This window comes from Candidatus Neomarinimicrobiota bacterium, assembly GCA_022573815.1.
In the GTDB taxonomy this organism is placed as follows: domain Bacteria; phylum Fidelibacterota; class SORT01; order SORT01; family SORT01; genus JACZTG01.
Genome location: JACZTG010000030.1, coordinates 1 through 23,111, shown reverse-complemented (window position 1 = coordinate 23,111; position 23,111 = coordinate 1). Strand labels below are relative to the sequence as shown.

At 46.0% G+C, this 23,111-nt stretch carries 22 protein-coding genes; 5 read left to right on the top strand and 17 right to left on the bottom strand.

Annotated features, from left to right (window positions below; all coding sequences use genetic code 11):
• The first annotated feature begins 145 nt into the window (after positions 1 to 145).
• From tcmP to IIB39_09800, 5 genes are all read left to right on the top strand, one after another.
• On the top strand, positions 146 to 1,171 hold the full coding sequence (gene tcmP, locus IIB39_09820) for a three-Cys-motif partner protein TcmP (GenBank protein MCH8928996.1): 1,026 nt from the start codon (positions 146 to 148) through the stop codon (positions 1,169 to 1,171).
• A 9-nt stretch (positions 1,172 to 1,180) separates the two neighbouring features.
• A complete protein-coding gene (locus IIB39_09815) occupies positions 1,181 to 1,906 on the top strand; it encodes a phage Gp37/Gp68 family protein (GenBank protein ID MCH8928995.1) in 726 nt (241 codons plus the stop codon).
• 673 nt (positions 1,907 to 2,579) lie between these two features.
• Positions 2,580 to 3,017 (top strand): SPOR domain-containing protein, encoded by a 438-nt coding sequence (locus tag IIB39_09810; protein ID MCH8928994.1) that lies wholly within the window; start codon positions 2,580 to 2,582, stop codon positions 3,015 to 3,017.
• A 76-nt stretch (positions 3,018 to 3,093) separates the two neighbouring features.
• Positions 3,094 to 3,285, top strand: a complete 192-nt coding sequence (locus IIB39_09805; protein ID MCH8928993.1) for a 50S ribosomal protein L28 — start codon at positions 3,094 to 3,096, stop codon at positions 3,283 to 3,285.
• A gap of 157 nt (positions 3,286 to 3,442) precedes the next feature.
• Positions 3,443 to 4,372: a hypothetical protein gene (locus IIB39_09800; protein MCH8928992.1), complete on the top strand. Its 930-nt coding sequence runs from the start codon at positions 3,443 to 3,445 to the stop codon at positions 4,370 to 4,372.
• Between the two features lie 399 nt (positions 4,373 to 4,771).
• Here IIB39_09800 and ftsZ read toward each other — a convergent pair whose 3' ends face one another.
• The 17 genes from ftsZ to IIB39_09715 all read right to left on the bottom strand — a co-directional run.
• On the bottom strand, positions 4,772 to 5,941 hold the full coding sequence (ftsZ, locus tag IIB39_09795; protein ID MCH8928991.1) for a cell division protein FtsZ: 1,170 nt from the start codon (positions 5,939 to 5,941) through the stop codon (positions 4,772 to 4,774).
• Positions 5,942 to 5,980: 39 nt separating this feature from the next.
• Complete coding sequence (gene ftsA, locus IIB39_09790) at positions 5,981 to 7,237, bottom strand: cell division protein FtsA (protein MCH8928990.1); 1,257 nt, start codon at positions 7,235 to 7,237, stop codon at positions 5,981 to 5,983.
• Positions 7,238 to 7,254: 17 nt separating this feature from the next.
• Positions 7,255 to 8,019: an FtsQ-type POTRA domain-containing protein gene (locus IIB39_09785; protein ID MCH8928989.1), complete on the bottom strand. Its 765-nt coding sequence runs from the start codon at positions 8,017 to 8,019 to the stop codon at positions 7,255 to 7,257.
• Positions 8,019 to 8,951, bottom strand: a complete 933-nt coding sequence (gene murB, locus IIB39_09780) for a UDP-N-acetylmuramate dehydrogenase (protein ID MCH8928988.1) — start codon at positions 8,949 to 8,951, stop codon at positions 8,019 to 8,021. Before murB ends, IIB39_09785 begins: the two co-directional genes overlap by 1 nt.
• Entirely contained in the window at positions 8,935 to 10,338 is a 1,404-nt protein-coding gene (locus IIB39_09775; GenBank protein MCH8928987.1) for a UDP-N-acetylmuramate--L-alanine ligase, read from the bottom strand. The genes murB and IIB39_09775 overlap by 17 nt, the downstream gene beginning before the upstream one ends.
• Positions 10,338 to 11,465: an undecaprenyldiphospho-muramoylpentapeptide beta-N-acetylglucosaminyltransferase gene (murG, locus tag IIB39_09770; GenBank protein MCH8928986.1), complete on the bottom strand. Its 1,128-nt coding sequence runs from the start codon at positions 11,463 to 11,465 to the stop codon at positions 10,338 to 10,340. Before murG ends, IIB39_09775 begins: the two co-directional genes overlap by 1 nt.
• Before the next feature lies 1 nt (position 11,466).
• Entirely contained in the window at positions 11,467 to 12,615 is a 1,149-nt protein-coding gene (locus IIB39_09765; protein ID MCH8928985.1) for a cell division protein FtsW, read from the bottom strand.
• Complete coding sequence (locus tag IIB39_09760; protein MCH8928984.1) at positions 12,612 to 13,976, bottom strand: UDP-N-acetylmuramoyl-L-alanine--D-glutamate ligase; 1,365 nt, start codon at positions 13,974 to 13,976, stop codon at positions 12,612 to 12,614. Before IIB39_09760 ends, IIB39_09765 begins: the two co-directional genes overlap by 4 nt.
• Positions 13,977 to 13,997: 21 nt before the next feature.
• Entirely contained in the window at positions 13,998 to 15,101 is a 1,104-nt protein-coding gene (locus IIB39_09755) for a phospho-N-acetylmuramoyl-pentapeptide-transferase (GenBank protein ID MCH8928983.1), read from the bottom strand.
• The gene (locus IIB39_09750) at positions 15,101 to 16,465 is read right to left on the bottom strand and encodes a UDP-N-acetylmuramoyl-tripeptide--D-alanyl-D-alanine ligase (GenBank protein MCH8928982.1); all 1,365 of its coding nucleotides are present in this window, start codon (positions 16,463 to 16,465) and stop codon (positions 15,101 to 15,103) included. Before IIB39_09750 ends, IIB39_09755 begins: the two co-directional genes overlap by 1 nt.
• Before the next feature lie 10 nt (positions 16,466 to 16,475).
• Positions 16,476 to 17,942, bottom strand: a complete 1,467-nt coding sequence (locus IIB39_09745) for a UDP-N-acetylmuramoyl-L-alanyl-D-glutamate--2,6-diaminopimelate ligase (GenBank protein MCH8928981.1) — start codon at positions 17,940 to 17,942, stop codon at positions 16,476 to 16,478.
• A gap of 2 nt (positions 17,943 to 17,944) precedes the next feature.
• Positions 17,945 to 19,945: a PASTA domain-containing protein gene (locus IIB39_09740; protein ID MCH8928980.1), complete on the bottom strand. Its 2,001-nt coding sequence runs from the start codon at positions 19,943 to 19,945 to the stop codon at positions 17,945 to 17,947.
• A gap of 1 nt (position 19,946) precedes the next feature.
• Positions 19,947 to 20,294, bottom strand: a complete 348-nt coding sequence (locus IIB39_09735; protein ID MCH8928979.1) for a hypothetical protein — start codon at positions 20,292 to 20,294, stop codon at positions 19,947 to 19,949.
• A complete protein-coding gene (locus IIB39_09730) occupies positions 20,287 to 20,685 on the bottom strand; it encodes a hypothetical protein (GenBank protein ID MCH8928978.1) in 399 nt (132 codons plus the stop codon). The genes IIB39_09735 and IIB39_09730 overlap by 8 nt, the downstream gene beginning before the upstream one ends.
• On the bottom strand, positions 20,686 to 21,621 hold the full coding sequence (rsmH, locus tag IIB39_09725; GenBank protein ID MCH8928977.1) for a 16S rRNA (cytosine(1402)-N(4))-methyltransferase RsmH: 936 nt from the start codon (positions 21,619 to 21,621) through the stop codon (positions 20,686 to 20,688).
• 11 nt (positions 21,622 to 21,632) lie between these two features.
• Positions 21,633 to 22,106: a division/cell wall cluster transcriptional repressor MraZ gene (gene mraZ / locus IIB39_09720; GenBank protein ID MCH8928976.1), complete on the bottom strand. Its 474-nt coding sequence runs from the start codon at positions 22,104 to 22,106 to the stop codon at positions 21,633 to 21,635.
• Positions 22,107 to 22,836: 730 nt separating this feature from the next.
• The coding region (locus IIB39_09715) for an aminoacyl-tRNA hydrolase (protein MCH8928975.1) at positions 22,837 to 23,111 on the bottom strand (275 nt) is incomplete at its 5' end.

The following is a 23,111-nucleotide window of genomic DNA, read 5'->3' as shown; positions in this document are numbered from 1 at the left end:
CAATTATGAAAATTAAAAATGCTTTGCTAAAATGCAAAAATTACAATGACGTGGGCGCTATGTGTGAATTTGTGGATGATTTTATTGAAGGATTTCAATTATTTAAACCTTTGGAATCCCTCAAAGACCAGCAAGGGGGTGGGTGATGCCTGTAAATACAATGGTTGAATTTATGCAGTTTGTCAAAAAAAATTTACCAACAGAAGAGGACAAGCGGGTGATGAAGTCTGGGCAAATTAAGATAGCGGATTTATTGGAGAGAATGGAAAGTTTCGTTCCTATATTGGATGTAAGGATTGTTCCAAAAAGTGAGTTTATTAAATTGGTAAACAAAGAAAAGCAAATAGTAGTTCCCTTAAATATTGATGCAAATAAATTCTTAATTCGTCTGAAAAAACTACTCACTGATCAAACTGTATTTTTATATTTGGATCCATATGCGCTTAAGGGATGCGAATTTAATACTTGGTTACCGTTTCTTGAAAGAGAGCAAAAATCAAGTACTGAAATTTTAGTAAATATCAATATTACAGCCGTTAGGAGGCTCGCTTCACGTAACTCAATTGAAAAAGGAGAAATGAATGATAAGATTATAGGGTTTCATAAAAGACTGGATGAAGTATTTGGAGGAAATTATTGGAAAGAATCATTACTTAATCTGAGCCTAGACCAAAGGGATGCTGAAGAAGAGTTGATGAGGACATTTAAGAAAAAGATACTAAAATATGTTAAGTATGTTGGATATTGCCCTGTGAAAGTAAAACCAAATAATCTGGCAAAATTTTACATTATGTATTTATCAAATTCTGAAGATGGTTTATTGCTAATGAATGATATCATGTGCAAAGCATATAATACGCGTATGATGAAATCAATTTCCAAAGTATTGCCTTTATTCCCCGACTTGAAAATTAAATGGAATGAAGAAAGTAATTTAATGGAATTGAAACATATTATCTTAATATTAATTAAGTCAAATTTAAAAAAATCACGCAAAGATTATTGGAAAATAATTTGTAAAGATTTTTTTATGCAGTACATTGAAAGAGAATATAGAACAGCTGTGAAGGAACTGCATCAAGATAAGCTGATATTATTTGAAGATATAAGAGGTACTAAGCGACTAAATGATTCTTCTCTATTATATTTACCTGACCACAAAAGTATATAGATAAAGAATATGGTATTTAAATCACATATAGAATGGACAGACTCAACCTGGAATCCGGTAACAGGCTGTGACAAGGTAAGTCCCGGCTGTAAACACTGTTATGCCGAAAGAATGGCTAAGAGATTGCATGCAATGGGGCAATATAGGTATAGGAATAATTTTAAATTAACATTGCAGGAAGATATGATTGATGCACCTCTTTCATGGAAAAAGCCAAGAGTGGTCTTCGTTAACTCAATGAGCGATCTTTTTCATGATAAGGTACCGTTCAAATTCATTGAAAAGGTCTTTGCCACAATGATAAAAGCTAATCAGCACGTTTTTCAGGTTTTAACAAAGAGGTCAGAGCGACTATTAGAGATAGCAAAAGATTTACCTTGGACAGATAACATTTGGATGGGGGTAAGTGTAGAAAACGAAGATTATACGTACAGAATAGACGATTTGAGAAAAACGCCTGCTATTATTAAATTCCTGTCACTCGAACCGCTACTGGGGCCTCTAAATAATCTAAAATTGAATAATATAGATTGGGCTATCGTTGGAGGAGAATCTGGTCCCGGCGCGAGACCAATGGATGCTCAATGGGCAAGAGATATAAGAGACACATGTGTGAAGCAAAAAGTCGATTTCTTTTTCAAGCAATGGGGAGGTGTGAACAAGAAAAAAGCCGGTAGAATATTGGACGGCAGACTCTGGGACGAGATGCCAAAATATAGCTCAATCACCGTTTAAAGAGGTCAGAATGCAATTAAAGAGCAGGAAAGGTGAAGTCTGGGGCGCGGAATCAGCTGTGGACAAACTGGTGGTTATCAGGCAGAAATAATTCTATTGTAATTCTCTTTAGCCCAGCCATTTATGGCTGGGTTTTTTAGTTCATTTAAATACGTGACGCCGTTCACGGCGTTTTGGCAGATGAATAATAAGGGCGTGAACGCCCTATCCTTTATCGAGTTATATTTCATATCCCAGCCGTAAACGACCGGGCTAATAAATCATATAATTTTACGTTTATCAGGGCCACCGCCGGCGGCGGGACAGGCAAGCCCTAACCCGCACGCTTGTTCCTCTCCTCTTGAGGGGAGTGTCCGGCAGCTGCCGGACGAGGGGTGTGACCGTAAAGTAACGAAAATATTTGATTGAATTTCAGAATCACACCCTCTGTCACTCCGTGACACCTCCCTCCAGGGAGGAGACTTGCATTCTAATTTGTACATTTCTGTTTTTACGAGGAGTCCGAAAGACGACGCGGAAATCTCGATTTTTCCTGTTATCTCAATGTTGAGATTGCTTCGTCACTACGTTTCTCGCAATGACGAATGATTAAAAATGAAAATTCTATTGTAATTCCGACTCACGTTCCTTAATGTTTACGCAGAACTTCCGATTAGAACAGAAGGGAGAAAGATTGAATCGTTCCATAATTTTCATTTTATTATTTAGCGTTAATCTCGCCGGTTGCGGAAAAGAGGGCGAAAAAGAAGCTGCCGTAAAAACCGAAACAACTGAGAGTCAGATTATAATTAAGGAAACGCAGGCGGAAACTACTGCAACTAAAGCTGCGAAACCTATAGCCATCAGCGCTCCCGTTAAAAAGAAAACAGGAAAGTTCACCGTACAGATAGGAGCGTTCCGTTCGGAGCAGAGGGCGATAGAAGCCAGGTCTAAGTACAAATCCATGGGTTATGACGCATATATGGAGAAGACCACGGTAGGCGGAAAAGAAAAAGCCTGGTATCGGGTACGAATCGGAAGGTTTCAGCGAATCAGAGAAGCGGAAAAGGTATCACGTGAATTAAACGCCAGGGGTAACATCAAAGCGTGGGTGGACAGGATTCGCGGGTAGTTATTTCTTCTTTTCTTCTTGACAAATCAGCTCAGTTTACGTATACTTTTCGTTGTTCAGAAACGGAGAATTTAAGATGTCCAGAGTTTGTGATATATGCGGTAAAGGTCCTCTATACGGGAACAAGGTGAGTCACGCTCACAATACAAGCAGGCGGAGATGGTTGCCGAACCTTCAAAAGGTAAGGGCGAACGTCAACGGTACGGTAAAAAGGATTCGTGTTTGCACGACCTGCATCAAGCAGGGGAAGGTGATGAAAGCGGCGTAATTTAATCGCTTATTATGTTTTTAAAAGAGCAGCTTCGGCTGTTCTTTTTTGTTTATTAGGAACCACCCCCTGCCCCCTCCTTAAAAAGGAGGGGAACTTCCAGTTCATCCATGAAGTAAAACATTATAAATAGAGTTGGGAGCAGATGCACATTCTGATGAAAACCTTTTCTATAAATGTTTTACTTTCGATCATCGGCATGTTAATCATTGTTTCTTGTGACAATGATGATATAGTTGAAAATGTCGATGATTCATACATTGATGAAACACTTAATTATTCAATAAACACTGATAAATCAACGTACTTTTTCCTTGATACAATTTATTGGAGTGCGTCATTCACAAATCTTAGCGATGATACTATTTCATTTGATGATCACGGTACAGGACAATTTTTTAATTGGATATTGGTTGATACGCTTGGAACTTATTTTGATGGCTGGGTTACCACTGATTGTGTTTCTGTCTATAGTTTAATGCCGGGTGATGAATTAAAGAGTCATTGGACATCTGTAATTAATCCTTTCATCTCTAAATATTTGAATTCGGGATATTATTATGGAATTATGAAGCCGTGGTATAATTATGATTCATTAAGTTTTGATTCTACAAAATTCTTCATTGACAAGTCTGCTTATGAGGATGGATATAAAAAATTATCAATTAAAACTAGCGCTACTTCATATACCTGGCAGCAGGGGGAATCCAAGGACTTCATTTCTATTCAAGGAACCATAAGTAATGATTCCGATGCAACGTATTATTCACGATTAGGGGATGGGTTTGGTCCGCCAGAACAGGATCTATTGTATATTGCTGCATATTCAAGTGGATACATTGAAAAATACAGTGAATCGGAAAAGATTTGGATGGAAAGAGAGTTAAAATCTATCCTAATTGAAGGTGTAAGAGTCGTACCTATTAAGCCTTCACAAGATTATTCAATTTTTGGTCCTTTGACGAAAAGTCGAGAGGAGGACGAAACAGGAACTTATAGAATTCGGATAGATTATTATGATATCGAAAATCCGGATAGTACTGTAATTCCATTTCAGGATTTCTCGAATACATTTGAGATAAAATAATGCAAAATATCTCATAATTTACCTTATCGGACAGAGTTTAGATTCTTTCGTCATCCGCCAGCTGGCGGACTACTCCGAATGACGACATAGCCGTGCAGGCAAAATGTAATCTCCCCCTCCTTAAAAAAGGAGGGGGAATAAGAGTGCAGTCAGGACCACCAGCGGCGAGACAGGCAAGCCCTGACCCGCACGCTGCTCCTCTCCCCTTGAGGGGAGTGTCTGTCAGTTGACGGACGAGGGGTGTGATTCATCCTATCAGGAATGAATTTGTATTTGCTGTACGATAACACCCTCCGTCACTCCGTGACACCTCCCTCGAGGGAGGAGTAATAGTAAAAACAAAAAACCCGCCAAAAGGCGGGCTCTTTGCTTTTCTCTCAGGGTGACGACCTGATTCTACTACAAACTAGCTATATTCGTCTGCTTCCGCAGGAAAGCCGGAACTTCGATGTCGTCAACCGGAATCACGGTTTCCTCGCTATTTGAAACGGGACTCAGCAGCGGGCGTATGTCGCCGTTCATCCGTTGTACCGCGGGTTTTTCCAACTCTTCAAGATCATCCTTGTAGAATCCGAAATCCTTCTCTTCAGCCGGTTTAGCCGAGCTTGGATTCTTATTGAAGCCTGTTGCGATTACCGTGACTCTTATTTCGTCTTTGAGTTTCGGGTCAATTACCGCTCCGAAGATGATGTTCGCATCTTCACCGGCTTCCTGATAGATGATGGAGGAGGCTTCTTCCACATCATAAAGGGAGAGGTTTTCTCCGCCTGTGATGTTGATAAGAACTCCCAGCGCTCCGGAGATGTCCGTATCCTCAAGCAGCGGGCTGTTTATCGCCTGCTGTGCGGCGATAACGGCTCTTTCTTCCCCTTCTGCGGTTCCCGTGCCGAGAACAGCGTCGCCCATATCCGCCATTACGGTCCGTACATCAGCGAAATCAAGATTGATGATTCCGTGGTATGTTATGAGGTCGGAAATGCCTTTTGTGGACTGATAAAGAAGCGTGTCCGCTACCTCAAATGCGTTCAGGACGGAAGTATCTCTATCCACGATGGAGAGGAGTCGCTGATTGGGAATTACAATTATCGTGTCAACGTTTTTCCTGAGCTCCTCGATACCCGCTTCTGCCCGTCGGGTGCGTTTCGGCGCTTCAAACACAAACGGCTTTGTTACTATACCAACCGTTAGCGCGCCCAGGTCTTTCGCAATTTCCGATACCACCGGAGCCGCTCCGGTTCCTGTCCCGCCGCCCATACCCGCGGTTACAAAGACCATATCCGTATCCGCTAACGCTTTTGCAACGGTGTCTCTGTCCTCGTCTATCGCTTTTCGTCCTATTTCCACACTTGCTCCCGCGCCCAAGCCTTTAGTGAGACTCTGACCGATCTGTATCTTGGTCTTAGCCTCGCTGTGGTCCAGCGCCTGAGCGTCGGTATTGATGGCGATAAAATCCACGCCTTCCAATCCCGAGCGAATCATGCGATTTAAGGCGCTTCCGCCGCCGCCGCCGACTCCAACTACCTTTATTTTAGCTCTCTGTTCGAGTACTTCTGTGAATTCAAACAGCATAATTTCCTCCTGCTTTGTGTAGTTTTATTTTAACATTTCTCATACAAAAAAATTCGTTACATGGTCTAAAATCTTTTCCACCGCTCTCTTGAAATTCGGTTTATCATTATCTATATACGTTTCTAATTCGCCTTCCGGACTTACTGCGTAGTTTATCAGACCCAAAGCCGTTGAATACATCGGTTCGGAAACCAGGTCAACCAAGCCTTTAGTCGGATGTGGTATTCCTATCTTTACCTGCTGTTCGAAGATGTCTTCGGCGATGTCTCTGATTCCGTCCAAGAGGGCTCCGCCGCCGGTGAGGACAACTCCGCCTGCCAGCATATCGTACCGGTTGAACTTCTGCATCTCCAATTTCGCCATCTGCAAGATTTCCTCCACGCGGGGTTCCACGTATGAAGCGAGCAGCATTTTGGAGATCTCTCTCGGCGGTCTGCCGCCGATGCTTTTCAGTTTGAAATATTCGTCTTTGCTTACCAGCGATTGTTTTGCGCAGCCGTAAGCGCATTTAATCTCTTCGGCGTGCTCTCTCGGAGTTCGCAGCATATAGGCAACGTCGTTGGTGATATTTTCTCCGCCAAGCCCCACCACGGCAGTATGCCTCACCGCGCCTTTAAAGAAAACCGCAACGTCAGTTGTGCCGCCGCCGAAGTCAATTAGTGTCACGCCATATTCTTTCTCTTCTTCGTCCAACACCGCATAGCTGCTGGCGAGAGGCTCAAGAATCAGGTTGTTTACGTTTATTTCCGACCTGTTTACCGCCTTGACTATATTCTTCGCGGATGTGACGGAGCAGGTGACCACGTGCACTTTGGATTCGAGTTTCATCCCCGTGATACCGATGGGGGATTTAATTCCGAACTGGTCATCAACAGCATATTCCTGCGGCAGGACGTGAAGTATCTCCCTGTCTAATCCTGTCATAACAGGTGTTGTAGCCTCGTTCACCCTTTCGATGTCGTCTTCGGTTATCTCACCGTGCGTGATACCTCGTTTGGATTCTGATTTAGAAACAGCCACAACAGCGTCGCTGTTCATACTTCGGATATGGCTCCCGCCGATGCCGATAAATGCGCCGTTAATGTTCACGCCCGCCATTCGTTCGGCTTCCTGCACTGCCCGTTTGATGGACTGTACCGTCTTCTCAAGGTTCACAACAACTCCGCGTGTGAGTCCGAGGGAAGGCACCTTGCCAACTCCGAGGATGTTGATTTCACCTGACTCTTCATGCTCGGCGATGATAGTGCAAATTTTCGTTGTGCCTATATCAATGCCGGCGACTATTGAATCATTCATATTCTTTACTCCCTATTTCAAGAGCGTTCTTTAACTATTACCTGATTTTCAAAACGTAAATCCACGTAATGATACCCTGACAATCCTTCTCCCCGCTTCAGCGTAAAAAGCAGAGAACGAATTCTATTTATTTTGTTCTTATATCCTGATTTTCCCAAGAGAATTTTCGTTCCCTTGAGTGTGCCGATTAGGCTCACATCGCCCCGGGGACTGATATTGATTTCCGATATCGAGTTGTAGAGCGAGAACGGTTCGGCGTTGAGCAGCAGCGCAACGTCAAGGGCTTTACTGAATCGCGAATCATCAACTCTGTTTCCCATAAATGGGAGAGAAAGCTCTTCAATTCCAGTTATTATCGGCAGATCAAAAATCATATGGGAACGGGAGGGAAGCAGATGCCCTGATTTATCGGCAGCGTAAAAACTTCCCTGCGCGATGAGAACAAACGGTTTACGCTCCGTCACCCGCATCGCGACAGTGTTTGGAAGTTCGCGCGAAATCTTTACTCTTTCGATAAACGGATTCGCTTTGATCCGCTCTGCCGTTCTTTTGATGTCAATATCAAGCAAGTTTTCGCCGAACTTCAATCCCGACAGCCGGAAAAGTTCATCCGAGGAAACGGTTTCGTTGCCGACTATCCTCAGCTCGTCAAATTTGAATACTTTAAAAGCGTCGGCATATTCGATGACGGACAACGTGAAGAGAATCAGCAGACTTAAAATCGAGCCGAGATAAGTTCCGCGGATAATATGAGGTAACAGTTCTCTTAATTTATCTTTCATCAGATAAACCAATCATCATAACCCACTAATTTTAGTTCGAGTTCGAGCTCGACGTTGAATTTGTCCAGCACAGTCTTGTGAGCCAGAGCCACAAGGTGAACAACATCCTCCGCCCGTGCATTTCCCATGTTCAGTATAAAATTTCCGTGTTTCTCGGAAATCATCGCTCCGCCGGCTTTCGTTCCTTTCAATCCGGCATCCTCAATAAGCTTGCCCGCGGAATCGCCCTCAGGCGGATTCTTAAAGATGCTTCCTGTTGACGGGACCGAGACCGGCTGTTTCTCGTTCCGCGATTTGATAATCCTTTTCGATTCTCCGTATATTTCCGAAGCGTCTTCCACTTTTTCCAATTCAAATTCCGCTTCAAGAATGAGAGAGCCTTCGGGCAGATTTGATTCCCTGTATCCAAATTGAAGGTCAATGGCTCGGAGTTCGGTGAATTCACCATCCTCAAGCAGAAGAGTGAGTGATTTTAGTTTCTGGGAAATCTCCGAGCCAAAAGCGCCTGCGTTCATAAATAATGCTCCGCCCAATGAGCCGGGTATTCCGGCAAGTTTTTCCACTCCGGCGAGATTGTTCTTTCGGCAGGTGGAAACGAACTTGGCGAGGCTGATTCCCGATTGAGCCGTCACGGTTGTACCTAAAACTTCTATGGAAGAAAATCCGGCTTTCAAGTCTATCACCATTGCTTTAATGCCCTTATCGTGAACAAGTATGTTGCTTCCGCCGCCCATATTGAACCGTGGAATTTCATTCTCGCGGGAAAACTCGATTAAAATCTCAAGGTCGTTTCTGTTCTTCGGCAGGGCATAGAGATACGCCGGTCCGCCGATTTGATATGTGGTATGTTTGGACATCAATTCGTTGCGTTTCAGTTCTCCGCTGATGGAATTCTCCAACGCTTCGAAATCGAGATCAGTCAGCGGCTGCATTTATACCTTCCTGTTCTAATTTGTTTATCAAATCGTCTCCGGCTTTGAAAATATCTCCCGCTCCGATTGTGATTACCATATCATTGTCCCGTGCTGTTTCCATCAGGAAATCAACAATTTTATCCATATCCGGGATATAATGAACGTTCTTGTGACCTGCTTTTTCAGCGGCATCCGCGATAATCTTACCGGAAATTCCCTCAATAGGAGCCTCGCGCGCTGCGTAAACATCCGTCACTACAAGTATGTCCGCATGATTGAACGATTCGCCGAATTCGTCCTTAAAGTCTCTTGTCCGGGAGTAAAGATGCGGTTGGAAGACCGCTATAATTCGGCGGTCCCATCCCGTTTTGGCGGCTGAGAGCGAACTCTTCACCTCGGTGGGGTGGTGCGCGTAATCGTCCACCACCATAATGCCGGCTATTCTTCTTTTAATCTCAAACCGGCGTCTGATGCCCTCGAATTCACTCAACGTTTTCGCTATTACATCAAAAGATAAATCGAGTTCCAGCGCAAGAGCGACTACCGCTAAAGAATTTTTCACGTTATGCACGCCCGGCATATGAAGATTGATCTCGCCCATCTCAACGCCTTCGTTCACCAGCGTATAGATACTTTCTCCCGATTTGTACGATATATTGACAGCCCTGACTTCCGCTTCCTCCGAAAGCCCGTAAGTGATTATCCGTTTTTTCATATCCGGGATAATATCTTTGAGATGCGGTTCGTCTATACAGGCGATTATCGCTCCGTAGAACGGTACCCTTGATGCGAACGTGAGATATGTATTTTTTATATCGTCCAAATCTTTATATATGTCGAGATGTTCCTCTTCAATATTCGTGATGATGGCGATAGTAGGAGAGAGAGTGAGGAATGAACGGTCAAACTCGTCCGCTTCCGCAATGATATAATCTCCGTCTCCGAGACGGGCGTTCGTGGCGAGACTCCGTACGACTCCGCCTACTATAATGGTGGGGTCCAGACCGCCTTCCGTGAGAACCGCGCCTGCGATGGAAGTGGTTGTAGTCTTTCCGTGTGTGCCCGCAACAGCGATGGCGTAAGGTTTTAGTCGGACAAGTTCGGCGAGCATTTCCGCGCGGCGTATCACGGGGATACCTTTTTCCATAGCGGCTTGCAGTTCGGGATTATCGTCCGTTACCGCCGATGAGTGAACTACAACGTCAGCAGTTCCGACATTCTCGGCTGCGTGACCAATCTCAATCTGTCCACCCATATCGCGGAGATTCTGGGTAATATCCGTCTCCATCAAGTCCGAGCCTGAAACCGTGTAGCCCTGGTTCAGAAGCAATTCAGCCAGACCGCTCATTCCGATACCGCCGATGCCCACAAAATGCAAATGCTTGGTATGTCCCAGCTTAACCATCAATTTTCAGCGTCCTCCATAATGCCTAAAAGTGAATTTACTATCTTCATAGCCGAATCGTGATACGCCAAAGATTTTGCCGCTTCGGACATCTCCTTCAATTTCCATTGATCAAAAAGAAGTTCGAAAACCGTTTCCTCAAGCAAGCCGGAAGGGAGTTCATCCTGACTTATAACTATAGCCGCTCCCGCCTCTTCCATAATCGCGGCGTTATAATCCTGATGCTTTTCGGCGGCGTGAGGCAGCGGGATGAGAATCGAGGGGAGGCCAACGGCGGAGAGTTCCGCAAGCGTCAAAGCGCCCGCTCTGCAAATGGCTAAATCCGCTGAAGAATATGCGCCTGCCATATCAGTCAGGAAGGGCAGAATCTTTACGTTATCCAACTCTCCGACGCTGTTGATAATCATCTGATGGTCCAACGTTCCCGTCTGCCAGAGCAATTGAATCTCTCTGCGGTTTGCGTATTGATCAAAATTCTTAAGAATATGCATATTTATCGGATGCGAACCCTGACTTCCTCCGAATATGAGGATAGTCTGTTTTCCGGTGACAAGCCCGTAAGATTTCGAACTTAGAGACTCAGCTCTGCGAAGGAGCTCTCCTCTCACCGGATTTCCGCTAACTTCCACTTTCATATCTTTTTTTTTTAAGTATTTCAAACATTTCTCCATCCCCAAATGAACCCGAGTGACTCTCCCGGCGAGCAATCGTGTGGTTATTCCCGGATAAGAGTTCTGCTCGTGAATCAATGTGGGAATTCCCATGAGAGTCGCCGCAATAAGGGGAGGACCCGAAACGAAACCGCCTGTCCCCACAACCGCATCGGGTTTGTTCCGCGAAAGGAGCCAGAACGATTTCAGCACGGCAATTAAAATTTCTAACGGCACCAGGAGATTTTTCAGAATCGTAAGAAGCAGATTCCGCTCTCTGGAAACCCCCGAAATCCGTATCGGCAGAAATTCGAAATCACTGTTAGGAATAATTTTTCCCTCTATTCCTTTTCGTGTACCGATAAACAGTATCTCCGCAGATTTCCGAACCTGTTTAAGTTTTTCGGCGATAGCAAGCGCAGGGAAGAGATGTCCTCCCGTTCCGCCGCCGGCGAATATGACCTTGACCGGTTTCATTTTAACGAGAACTCCTTTTATATCTTTTCCGTTTGGGAGTACTTTTCGATGAAGATATATTCAGCAGTATTCCTGTGGCTCCAAGCGTGTACAGGATATTCGAGCCGCCGTAACTGACCAGCGGAATCGGCAGTCCTGTTACGGGAAGCAAGCCGGAAACAACCGCAGCGTTAACGACTGCATAAAGGAATATTGATGTTGACAGCCCTACAGTCAGATAAACTCCGAATTTATCATTGGCTCCCCGGGCAATTTTAAGCGACCGAAAATAGAACGCTAAAAACATCGTCGAAATGATCAGGACGCCGATAAAACCCATCTCCTCGCCGATGATGGCAAGTATAAAATCCGTGTGTGGAGTGGGAAGGAACAAGTTTTTGCCGACGCTTTCTCCAAGTCCTAATCCCAAGAGACCGCCGCCGCCAAGGCTCATTAGAGATTGCTGCATCTGGTAGCCTGCTCCCGAAATATCTCCGCCTTCGATAAATGATTTAATACGCTGAATCTGATAGCTGGAGTTGAATACAGAGAGAACCATTATCAATCCGCCGATGGCGCCAACGGCGGTCAGATGGCTGATTTTCGCGTTCCCGATGAAGAGCATTATGAAGGAAACCGCTATTATCATCGCGGTAGTGCTGAAATCAGGTTGAATCAGCACAAGCCCGGAAGCGATTGCTAAAATAATTATTGTCGGAAGAAGCCCGTCGGTAAATGATCCGATCCGTTTTTCATTCTTCTCAAGGTAGTATGCCAGGTAAGTTATGAGGGCAAATTTCATCAGCTCGGAAGTTTGGAGGCTGATTCCGCCGATATAAATCCAGCGGGCTGTTGAGCTTGTTCCCCAGAGACGATGGTATATTAATCCTGCGGTCAGCACGAGCGCCGCCGCGATGAGTAGCGGAATGGCGATTTTTTTATAAAACCGGTAGTCTATTCTCATTGTCAACGCCAAAAGAGCAAAGCCGATGAGAAGCCGCACAAAATGACCCTTGAGATAAATTGCGCTGTCGCCCATTTCTCTGCCTATTGCCGAGCTGGCGCTGTAAAGCATCACCATTCCTATTCCGGCGATGAGAATGATGATAAAGAGAAGGTTTTTATCGTAGTCGCTGCCGCGAACGTTGAAGTATCCTGACAGTGAAGTCATACAGCTTCTCCAAGCGCTTTCACTTCATTGGCGAAAACTTCGCCTCGTTCTTCGTAATTCCTGAACATATCAAAACTCGCGCAGCCGGGCGAAAGCAATACGACGTCGCCGGCTACCGAGAGGCGCTCAGCAACTACGACAGCGTCTTTCAAATTGGGAGAGACGCGCTTGTCCGCTATAGACGAGAACGATCTGCTTATCTTCTCCGCCGCTTCTCCTATGAGAATCAGCGTTTTCACTTTCCGCGAGACAAGTTCCTTGATAGATTCAAAATCGGAACCTTTATCCCTGCCGCCTGCTATCAATATTATCGGTTCATCAAAAGAGTTAAGAGCCACCGTCATTGAATCAACGTTGGTGGATTTCGAGTCGTTAACATAACTGACTTCGTTTAAAACACGCACAGTTTCGAGCCTGTGCTGCACTCCGGGAAAGGCAAGGAGGGCGCTGCCAGACCTGATAATGGAAGCGCCCCCTGTTGTGGCGAGTAAAATACATGCTGCGGCGTTTGCCACATTGTGGATGCCGGGCAGTTTAAGGTCGTTCACGTTTATAACCGTTTCATCAATCGATTCATATTTCAATCGAAGTTCTGAATCTTCGAGCCAACAGCCGTTGTCCAGCTTGGTTTTTACCGAAAAAGAGATATTTTTGGCAGCGGAGTTGGAAGCGATTCGTGTGGATTCCGTGTCGTCGCTGTTATAGATGAAATAATTATCCGAGGTCATATTCTCTGTTATCCGCTCTTTGGCGTTCACGTAACTTTCATAGTTCGTGTGCCAGTCCAGATGGTCGGGAGTGACGTTGAGCACTGTTGCGGCAACCGGATGGAATTTGTCAATCCATTTGAGCTGAAAACTGCTTACCTCGAGGATATATATAGTTTTGTTCGTGTCTCCTTTACCGACGAGAGAGGAGAACGGCGTTCCGATGTTTCCGCCTAATCGCACATCGTCAAACGACTGCTTCATCATCTCGCCTAATAGTGCTGTGCAGGTCGTTTTGCCGTTTGAACCTGTAATAGCGGCGATTTTTCCATCGCTGAACCAGCTTGCGCACTCGAGTTCGCTGTATATCGGCAGCTCGGCTTCCAGCGCTTGTCCGATAATGCCGGCTGTCTCGGGGACGCCGGGACTCGTCACGATGAATTCCGCTTCCAAAGCGTGTTCGGTGTGTCCGCCTGTCTCGTATTTAATGCTCATAGCATCCAACTCGGCTGTGGCAGCGGCGAGCAACTCGGAATCGCCGCTGTCACTAACGAAAATCCGCGCTCCCGCATCGGAGAGAAGGCGGGCAGCCGCAATTCCGCTTTTAGCCATGCCCAGCACCGTGATTTTCTTATTTGACAGATCATCTTTCATCAGTGTTTGTTAAGTTCTTCCTCATCTAATCTTGAATGTGCTTAAGCTTATAATCGCGGCAAGTATGCCGATTATCCAAAATCGTACTACTACTTTTGATTCCGCCCATCCCTTGAGTTCGTAATGATGATGCAGCGGCGCCATCTTGAAATATCGTTTTCCTTTGCCCTGTTTCATTTTCGTATAGCGGAAATACAAAACCTGAATGATGACGGAGAGTGTCTCCACTACAAAAACGCCTCCGACCAAAATGAGCAGAATCTCTTTCTTAATGAGAATAGCCGCAACGCCTAATGCTCCGCCAAGCGCCAACGCTCCCGTATCGCCCATAAAAACCTGCGCCGGTCGTGTGTTGAACCAGAGAAATCCCAGGGTGGCTCCCACCATAGCCGAAAGGAAGACCGCCATTTCACCCGAGCCTGCTAAATAGTCTATATAAAGGTAATTTGAAATAATCGAGTTTCCGGTGGCGTATGCCATAACCGTGAACGCAAGCGCCGCGATGCACATAAGTCCCGTAGCGAGTCCGTCCAATCCGTCGGTAATATTCACGGAGTTGGATGTGGCTGTGATAACAAGAATAACCATAGGAATATAGAAATAGCCGTAATCAATCTGATAATCCTTGAAGAACGGCAGATAGCTGGTTGTACCCACTGCTTCCCACGCAGGGGAGAAGTAAACTATTCCGCCGATTATCAATCCGAGCGAAATTTGGCCGACAAATTTATATCGCGCAATCAAACCTTTCGGGTGATTCTTCACGGATTTCAGGTAGTCGTCAATCCATCCCACAACACCCATCCATACTGTGGCTAAGAGAGCAAGCTGAACATACCGGTTCAGAAGATTCGCCCACAACAATGTGGGGAGAACGATTGCGGCGATGATGAGTAATCCGCCCATCGTCGGCGTTCCCTTCTTTTTGAGATGGGATGCAGGACCGTCGCTCCGTATCTCTTCTACGATATTGTGTTTTTTGAGAAGCCGGATTATCATCGGTCCAAGTAAGAAACTAATCAGCAGAGCCGTGATAGCGGAACCCGCGCTCCGGAAAGTGATATATTGAAATACATTGAATCCCGAAATGTAGGAACGAAGGGGATAGAGCAGATGAAACAGCATCAGTTCACCTCGTTTTTCATAAGTTCGATAACGTCTTCCATCGCCATTCCGCGTGAACCTTTCACGAGAATCATATCTCCCGGGTCAGTGAAATTCATAAGATACTCCGTGAGTTCTTTTTTACTTTCAAAGTGCCTGGCATCCTGCAATCCATATTTTTTTGCTTCTTCAACAGTCAAAACCGATTCGTTTCCGAACGTGAGGAGAGTGTCAATTTTCAGATCCGAAATTAAGCTGCCGACGTTCCGGTGTTCCTGTCGGCTGAATCTTCCTAACTCCAGCATATCGCCGAACACGACGACTTTCTTCCCGTCAGATTCCAAATTGGAGAAAGTTTTCAATGCCATCTCAACCGATGCCGGATTGGCGTTGTAACTGTCGTCTATGATAGTTCGTCCTGCGGCTTCAGTCCTGCTCATCCTTCCTTTGAATCCTTTGTAGGAGGCAAGCGCGTCCCGAATCTCGGGGATGGGAACGGCGTATTTAAGACCTATAGCCGCGGCGGCTAAGGCGTTGGACGCCATATTCTTGCCGAGAGTTTGCAGCATAAACGGTTCGCAGCCGTTGAATTCAAGAACCGTTCCGGTTCCCTTTTCCGACTCAACAATTCTTCCCTGAATATCCGCGTCATACAGGAAGCTGAAGGTCAGTTTGTTTTCTATTTTTTTGCTCATGGTGTCAATGCGGACATCGTCAAGGTTCACAATGGCAGTCCCACCGACCGCCATATGTGTGAACATCTCCCCCTTAGAGGAAGCGACCTTGTCGATATCCGCAAAAAATTCTGTGTGTGATAGGGCAACATTCGTTATGAGGCCTACATCAGGTTCGGCGATGGAACAGAGGTAGGTCATTTCGCCGGGATGGTTGATTCCCATTTCCAAAACCGTATATTCCGCCTCATCCGGCGTACGGAGCAGAGTGAGCGGCACTCCTAAATGATTATTCAGATTTCCAGCAGTTTTGTGAACATAACCGATCTTCGAAATAACGAGAGCTGCCATCTCCTTAACCGATGTCTTTCCGTTTGAGCCTGTGATTCCGATGACAGGCCGGCTCTGCTTTTTCCGGTGATAATTCGCGTATTGTCCGAGAAAGAGCTGTGTGTCAATAGTGAGAAAGAGAGGGAAGCCGGTCGGAACCGATGCTTTGTTATCGGCGTACCAATCTTTGGATATGACCACGGCAGACGCTCCCTTTTGAGCGGCGTCTCTTATGAAATCGTGACCGTCGAAATTTTCGCCTTTAATCGCAACATAAATTTCGCCTGATTTAACGGTTCGGCTGTCAATGGAGATGCCGGAGATCTCCCCGCTGAGCGGACGCTCAGTGATGACTGCCTCTATATCGCCCGGGTTGCTCAATATCAAATTCCTATCCCTTATCTCCTAAAAGTTCTTTTATTACCTCTTTGTCGCTGAACGGCTTCCGAACTCCGTTTATCTCCTGATAGTCCTCGTGTCCTTTGCCCGCGACAAGAACCACATCCCCGCTGTTCGCTTCAGCCAGAGCATGCCCGATGGCGCTTCGCCTGTCTTCAATCGCTTTAAAGTTATCTTTATTCATACCCTGCGTAATGCCGCTGATAATGCTCTCAGGCGGCTCGCTCCTGGGATTATCTGAAGTCACGATAACAAGATCGGAAAGAGAGGAGGCGAGTTTCCCCATAATCGGTCGTTTCTCAACGTCCCTGTCGCCGCCGCATCCGAAAACCGTTATGAGTCTGGAATCGGGAGCTCTCAATTCGCCTGCGGCTATCATTGTGTTTTCCAAAGCGTCCGGCGTGTGAGCGTAATCAACAATAATCGTGAAGCCGGCATCCGAGTCAATTTTCTCGAACCTGCCGGGTATTTGAGAAAGATTTGTCAGGTTTTCAACGGCGCTGTCTGTGTTTACGCCTAACACTTCAACAGCGGTGAACGCCGCCATGAGATTATATACATTGAATTCACCCGACAGCGGAGATTCAATATCCAGAGCGCCTTTCGGGATTGAGAGCGAAATTTTCATACCCCGATCCGAATAAGTGTGTGATAAAGCCTGATAATCGGCGGAAGAATCCGAAATGGAAAAGGTCGCCACATTCGCTGAAGTCATTGTGGACATATAGTTTGAAGATTCATCGTCGATATTGATGACAGCGTAAGCGGAATCTTTCAGCTCCTTGAAGAGCAACCCCTTTGCGTTCCTGTAGGATTCAAAATTCTTGTGATAGTCGAGGTGATCATGGGTAAGGTTGGTGAAAACAGCCACATCGAAATCAAGTCCGCGCACTCTTTTGAGGGCAAGGCTGTGCGATGAAACTTCCATAACGGCGTGTGATGACCCTTCATTCACCGCTTTGCGTAAAAATCGGTTGAGTTCGGGAGCTTCGGGTGTCGTGAGGGAGGATTTTTCAATTCCCTCGCCGTAATCGTGACCCACAGTTCCGAGAATAGCCGTCTTGCATCCTGCGGACTGAAGCATATACCGTAGAATATGCGCCACAGAAGTTTTTCCGTTGGTGCCTGTAATTCCGATCAGTTTCAGATTCCGGGAAGGATTCCCATAGAAAGCGGAGGAAGCATACGCAAGGGCAAGCCGGGTGTCAGGGGTAGTGAGAACGGGCACTTCAGTCGTATTTTCATAATCAACAGAAACGACAGCGCTGCATCCTCTTTCGATAGCGTCGGGGATGAACTGCGCGCCGTCAAAGTTTTCTCCCTTGAGGGCGAAGTAAACATCGCCTTTTTGCACAGCCCGAGAATCGTAAGCGATACCGCTTACGACGGCGTCGTTCCCCGTTAGATCCTTATATTCTATTCCTTCCATAATCTTGTATAGGGACGACGGGTTATTCAATCTTAATTCGTACCCATCGTAAGGATTACTTCAAGTCCCGCGGATATCCGCCGTCCCGGCAGAGGACTTTGTTTCTTCACAATGCCGCTGCCTGAAAAACTTGTGTTCAAATTCCGTTCGCCGAGAATCTTCAGCGCCGCCCTGAGACTTAGCCCTTTCACGTTGGGCATAAGGTCTTTTCGGACGCTCTTTTTCTGAGTTCTAATATATCTGACGCTGGAAAGACTCGTTAACTTCGGCTCTGCGCGTTCCGTATTCAGCTGCTCTTCCATTGCCTTCTCGATTTTTCGGGGAGGAGAGGAAGCGATGAGCCGCGGGTTCGAATCCACGATTCGCGTAAATATATTCTTCACTATCGGAGCGGCGACCTCGCCGCCGTAAGAGAGGTAAGTATCTGGATTATCTACGATTATAAGACAGAGAAACTCGGGATTTTCCGCAGGGAAAAAAGCCACAAACGAAGCGTAATACTTATTTGAATGCTTGCCGTTTATTAACTTCTGTGAAGTTCCGGATTTGCCCGCCACATTAAAACCTTTCATATATGCCTTCTTGCCGGTTCCGACTTTCACCACACCCAGGAAGAGATTTTTTAATTTCCTCGACGTTTCGGAAGACATCACCCGCCGGACGACCTTTACATTGTCCGAGATAAGTTCAGAGCCGTCGCTTTTGGACGCAGAAGCGATTATCCTCGGTTTCAGGAGAAATCCGCCGTTTGCCGCTGCTGCATATGCCATTCCAAGCTGAAGCGCCGTTACCGAAACTTCGTATCCGATTGCGATTTCCGCCAATGAAAGGGCAGACCATTTGTCCAGGTTATGCAGAATCCCGCTGCTTTCGCCGTCTATCGAGATGCCGGTTTTATTGCCGAATCCGAATGCTCTGGCAGTGTGATATATGTTCTCCCTGCCCGATGCCTGAGCTATCTTTATAACTCCAACGTTGCTGGAATTATAGAATACCTGATTAAAGGTGAGCCAACCGTAAGGTTTATGGTCGGTTATCGAAATATTTGCCACCTGAATCTTCCCGTTTTCGCAAAAAATCATATCGGAATCGTTATATACCTTGTTTTCGATAGCTGCCGTGGCGGTAATCAGCTTGAATGTGGAACCCGGCTCATAAGTATCCGTTATAGTTCTGTTCTTGAAATTTTCCACAGGGTAATTCGTATAATTATTCGGATTGAAATCGGGCGCGTTTCCCATAGCCAAAATTTCACCTGTCTGAGGTTGTAGGAGAATTCCGATTACCCGTTCGGCACCCCATTTTTTATAGGCGTTTTCCAACTCTTCCTGAAGAATTATCTGATAATCGAGATCAATGGTCAGAGTCACATCTCCGCCTCTGACAGGATTAACGGTGCGGGAGAGCATGCCGGAGAAATCTCTGCCTTTGCCGTCTATTTGAAAGGTTTTTCTTCCGTCCACACCGCTGAGATAGTTGTCATATGACTTTTCGACTCCCTCGATACCGAGATTGTCAATGTCTGTGAAGCCGATTATCTGCGCGCCGATCTCCCCATAAGGATAATATCTTTTCGATTGTTTTATGGGAGAAAGCCCCTTGAAATCCCTATCAATAATGGAAAGACCTTTGGAGGGAGTCACCTTTCTCTCCATCCAGATGAAATTCTTTCCGCTTTGCAGCTTGTCGGTATAATAAGAAGCGGGCTTTCCGAATGTCTCGCTGAACGCCGCAGCCATCAGCTCGGGTTCTTCCACCAACGGAGGATGAACGCCTAAATCGTAGTAGGGGAGGTTCATAGTCAGCGCATTTCCGTTCCTGTCCCGGATAGTTCCGCGCTCCGCCTCGAGGATTATTTCCTGAGTGTACTGATTATTCCGCACTACCAGTAAATCTTCATGGTTGATAACCTGTATCCAGAAAAGTTTGCCCATTATAACGAGCCACACGGAAAGGGAAAGAATATATATTATGGTAAGACGAACCCTGCTTCCGCCGCTGAACAGATCTAATGTTATACTTTTGCGTGACACTTTATATATCGTCTCCATAGGAACTTAGGATATTCATATCAGGTTTTGCCGCAAGTACGATCGATTGAGGAGGAGGGAATACCATATTGAGATTATCCTTTGCGAAATTCGTTATCCTGTCGGCTCTGGAAAGGCCGGCGATTTCCGCTTCCAACAGCTTTCCCTCTGTCTTTTTCACCGCTAATTCCTTGCTCAGAGCCGAGATACTATTAAGCGTGGAGGTTACTTCGTTGTTCAGCCAGACGTAACCTACCATCAGCCCAAACGCCATCGCCGTTACGGCGACAAATGTGAATGCGGACGCTTCTTTCTTTGCTTTCCTGCGGATATTTTTTTTAGGTCTAATCATTTATAATCTCTCTGCTACTCTCATTTTTGCGGGCTGTCGGGGCCACCGCCGATGAATAAATTACGCCATATTCCTCTCCCCTTGAGGGGAGTGTCCGGCTGCCGCCGGGCGAGGGGTGTGACCATTCGCTAACCGATGTTATAGAGAAAATTGGAGAATCACACCCTCTGTCACTTCGTGACACCTCCCTCCAGGGAGGAGGTTGATAGCCCAACCCGCGCTCGATTGTCATTGCGAGGGAGTCCCGCAGCTGCGGGATGACCGCGGCAATCTCAAATCTATTCTGCACATCTACAAATCGAGATTGCTTCGTCGCTTCGCTTCTCGCCTGTCCGAGCGATGCCGGGCAGGCAAAGACGACATTAATTATATTTTGGTCAGTGTTCAGCAATTATAATCTCTCTGCTACTCTCATTTTTGCGCTTCTCGAACGCGGATTGATTCGGATTTCCTCGTCAGTAGGCTTCATAACATGTTTAGTCAGAATCTTTAATTGCCGAGTGTGGCCGCAAACGCATTGAGGAATTTCCGGCGGACAGATACAATCGGACGATTCCTCTTTCATAAACTGTTTTACGATACGGTCCTCGAGCGAGTGATAGGAGAGGACTACAAGCCGCCCCCCTTTTTTCAGTACTTTCAGCGAGGAATTAAGCCCGTCAATAAGGTTCGTGAGTTCATCGTTTACCGCAATACGCAATGCCTGAAACACTCTTGCGAGAGATTTAGTCTTCATATTTCCCATTATCACCTTTTCAATCACAGAACGCAATTCACCTGTGGTCATAATAGGGGAGGCATTTTTAATTCCGGTGGCTATCTTCCTGCTGTGACGTTCTTCGCCGTAAGCGTAGATGAGATTCGCCAGGTCTTTTTCGTTAAGCCGGTTAATCAGTTCGTATGCGGGAGCTCCCTCGCTCTGATCCATCCGCATATCAAGAGGACCGTCGGAACCAAAGGAGAATCCGCGTTCGGGAACATTTATTTGAGTGGAAGAGACGCCGAGGTCGAGAAGAACGCCGCTGACGTTCTTAATTCCAAACCGGTCGGCAATCTCGGGCATCATCGGAAATTTGCCTTGAAACAACCTGACTGGCGTGGTTGAGTCGCTGAATCTCTTTTTGCAGTGTTCAATTGCTGTCGCATCTCTGTCAATTCCAACATAAAGGGCTTTTTCGCTCAGGGACTTGAGTATAGCGGCGGCATGTCCGCCTCCTCCTAAAGTCCCGTCTATGTAAACCCCATCAGGGTCAATAATTAAGCTGGTCTTAACTTCTTCCACCATTACAGGGTTGTGCCATACGTTATTTTTGACATCAGATCCCATGGCGGATCAAACTATAAAACTATTTTTTCAGCGAGAGCCGTCAATTCTTCCTCGGATAGTTTTGCATCATCCGACATTCTTGCGTCCAACTCTCCCGGATCCCAAATCTCTATCTGATTCAGCATCCCGATTATCACAGCGTCTTTAGTTAAACTTGCTACTTCTAAAAGGTTTTGGGGAATAGTGATTCTTCCCTGTCCGTCGTGCCTGCAATAGGTGGCGTATCGCGTGAGGTTACGCATAAATTGCTGGTCGGTGAGACTTATCTTATTGAGATTGCGAATCAGGTTCTCCTGAATCTTGTCCCATTCTTCGACCGGCATTGCCACCAGGCACTTCTCGCCTGCCATATTTTTTGAGATTACGAAAGTCTTGTTATTCGAAGGGTGTAGTATCTTTCTGAAAGGAGCGGGGATATTGACTCTGCCTTTATCATCAATGGTGTATCTGTATTCGCCTAAGAATGAATTAGGTTCAGGTGTCATCCCGTTACTCGCTTTGTTTTTAATTAAAATAGGGCTGTTAACCCATAATTACCCCGAAACATACACTATTACCCATACTGTGTCAAGAGAAAAATGCTACTATTTTATTATCTAATTAAACGGTGGACGTATAAACGTTGATATAAAAGAGTTTACGGCGATATGTGTAAATAAAAACTATAACGCTTTTTTATCGGTTTTGAGCTTATTTACGTGGAATGAAGGGAAATCAGTTAATAAAAAGGTTTAACTACCCATTCGCTGCTTTGACGATTCGCTCCCGTGTGCGCGAGTCAGGAGTATTCCTGACTGCTCAATTTTTCTCTCCCCTTGAGGGGAGTGTCCGCCAATTGGCGGACGAGCCTGCCCGACTGATGTCAGGCGGGGGGTGTGACCAATCAACAATCTAAAATATTGAGTTATCTTCAGAATCACACCCTCCGTCACATCTTACGCCTTCGGCGAGATCGTGACACCTCCCTCGAGGGAGGAGGACATTTTCCCCTCCTTATAAAGGAGGGGACTGAGGGGTGGTTGTCTTTTAATAGATTTATCAAAAAGGATAGTAGATTGCTTCGTCACTGCATTCCTCGCAATGACGAAAGAGGACGGACTTGAGATTCTTTCGCTACGCTCAGAATGACGGGAAGTTGTGCGGGTTAGGGCCACCGCCGTTGGCGGGACTTACCTTTGGTCTGACCGCACCGAAGATTAATTTACCGCGCCTATCTCAATAATCATCAGGAGGTTTGCGGGATTCCTTAATCCTGCTTCTCGCTTTTTTATCTCTCAGCCGTTTCTCTTTTGAGGCGAAAGTCGGTTTGGTTTTTCGGCGTGGTTTTGGCAGGGTGAGCGATTTGATAATAAGCTCTTTCAAACGGTTAAGAGCGTCTTCACGATTCTTGGACTGCGAACGGTGCCGGCGGGCATCAATTATAAGTATCCCTTCCGATGATACTCTTTTCCCCGCAATTCTGATGAGGCGGTCCTTAACCGCTTCGCTTA

What these genes read in the sequence shown, in the direction of transcription:
- tcmP (MCH8928996.1), top strand. Translation starts at nt 146, where the DNA reads ATGCCTGTAAATACAATGGTTGAATTTATGCAGTTTGTCAAAAAAAAT.
- IIB39_09815 (MCH8928995.1), top strand. Translation starts at nt 1,181, where the DNA reads ATGGTATTTAAATCACATATAGAATGGACAGACTCAACCTGGAATCCG.
- IIB39_09805 (MCH8928993.1), top strand. Translation starts at nt 3,094, where the DNA reads ATGTCCAGAGTTTGTGATATATGCGGTAAAGGTCCTCTATACGGGAAC.
- IIB39_09800 (MCH8928992.1), top strand. Translation starts at nt 3,443, where the DNA reads ATGAAAACCTTTTCTATAAATGTTTTACTTTCGATCATCGGCATGTTA.
- ftsZ (MCH8928991.1), bottom strand. Translation starts at nt 5,941, where the DNA reads ATGCTGTTTGAATTCACAGAAGTACTCGAACAGAGAGCTAAAATAAAG.
- ftsA (MCH8928990.1), bottom strand. Translation starts at nt 7,237, where the DNA reads ATGAATGATTCAATAGTCGCCGGCATTGATATAGGCACAACGAAAATT.
- IIB39_09785 (MCH8928989.1), bottom strand. Translation starts at nt 8,019, where the DNA reads ATGAAAGATAAATTAAGAGAACTGTTACCTCATATTATCCGCGGAACT.
- murB (MCH8928988.1), bottom strand. Translation starts at nt 8,951, where the DNA reads ATGCAGCCGCTGACTGATCTCGATTTCGAAGCGTTGGAGAATTCCATC.
- IIB39_09775 (MCH8928987.1), bottom strand. Translation starts at nt 10,338, where the DNA reads ATGGTTAAGCTGGGACATACCAAGCATTTGCATTTTGTGGGCATCGGC.
- murG (MCH8928986.1), bottom strand. Translation starts at nt 11,465, where the DNA reads ATGAAACCGGTCAAGGTCATATTCGCCGGCGGCGGAACGGGAGGACAT.
- IIB39_09765 (MCH8928985.1), bottom strand. Translation starts at nt 12,615, where the DNA reads ATGACTTCACTGTCAGGATACTTCAACGTTCGCGGCAGCGACTACGAT.
- IIB39_09760 (MCH8928984.1), bottom strand. Translation starts at nt 13,976, where the DNA reads ATGAAAGATGATCTGTCAAATAAGAAAATCACGGTGCTGGGCATGGCT.
- IIB39_09755 (MCH8928983.1), bottom strand. Translation starts at nt 15,101, where the DNA reads ATGCTGTTTCATCTGCTCTATCCCCTTCGTTCCTACATTTCGGGATTC.
- IIB39_09735 (MCH8928979.1), bottom strand. Translation starts at nt 20,294, where the DNA reads ATGATTAGACCTAAAAAAAATATCCGCAGGAAAGCAAAGAAAGAAGCG.
- rsmH (MCH8928977.1), bottom strand. Translation starts at nt 21,621, where the DNA reads ATGGGATCTGATGTCAAAAATAACGTATGGCACAACCCTGTAATGGTG.
- mraZ (MCH8928976.1), bottom strand. Translation starts at nt 22,106, where the DNA reads ATGACACCTGAACCTAATTCATTCTTAGGCGAATACAGATACACCATT.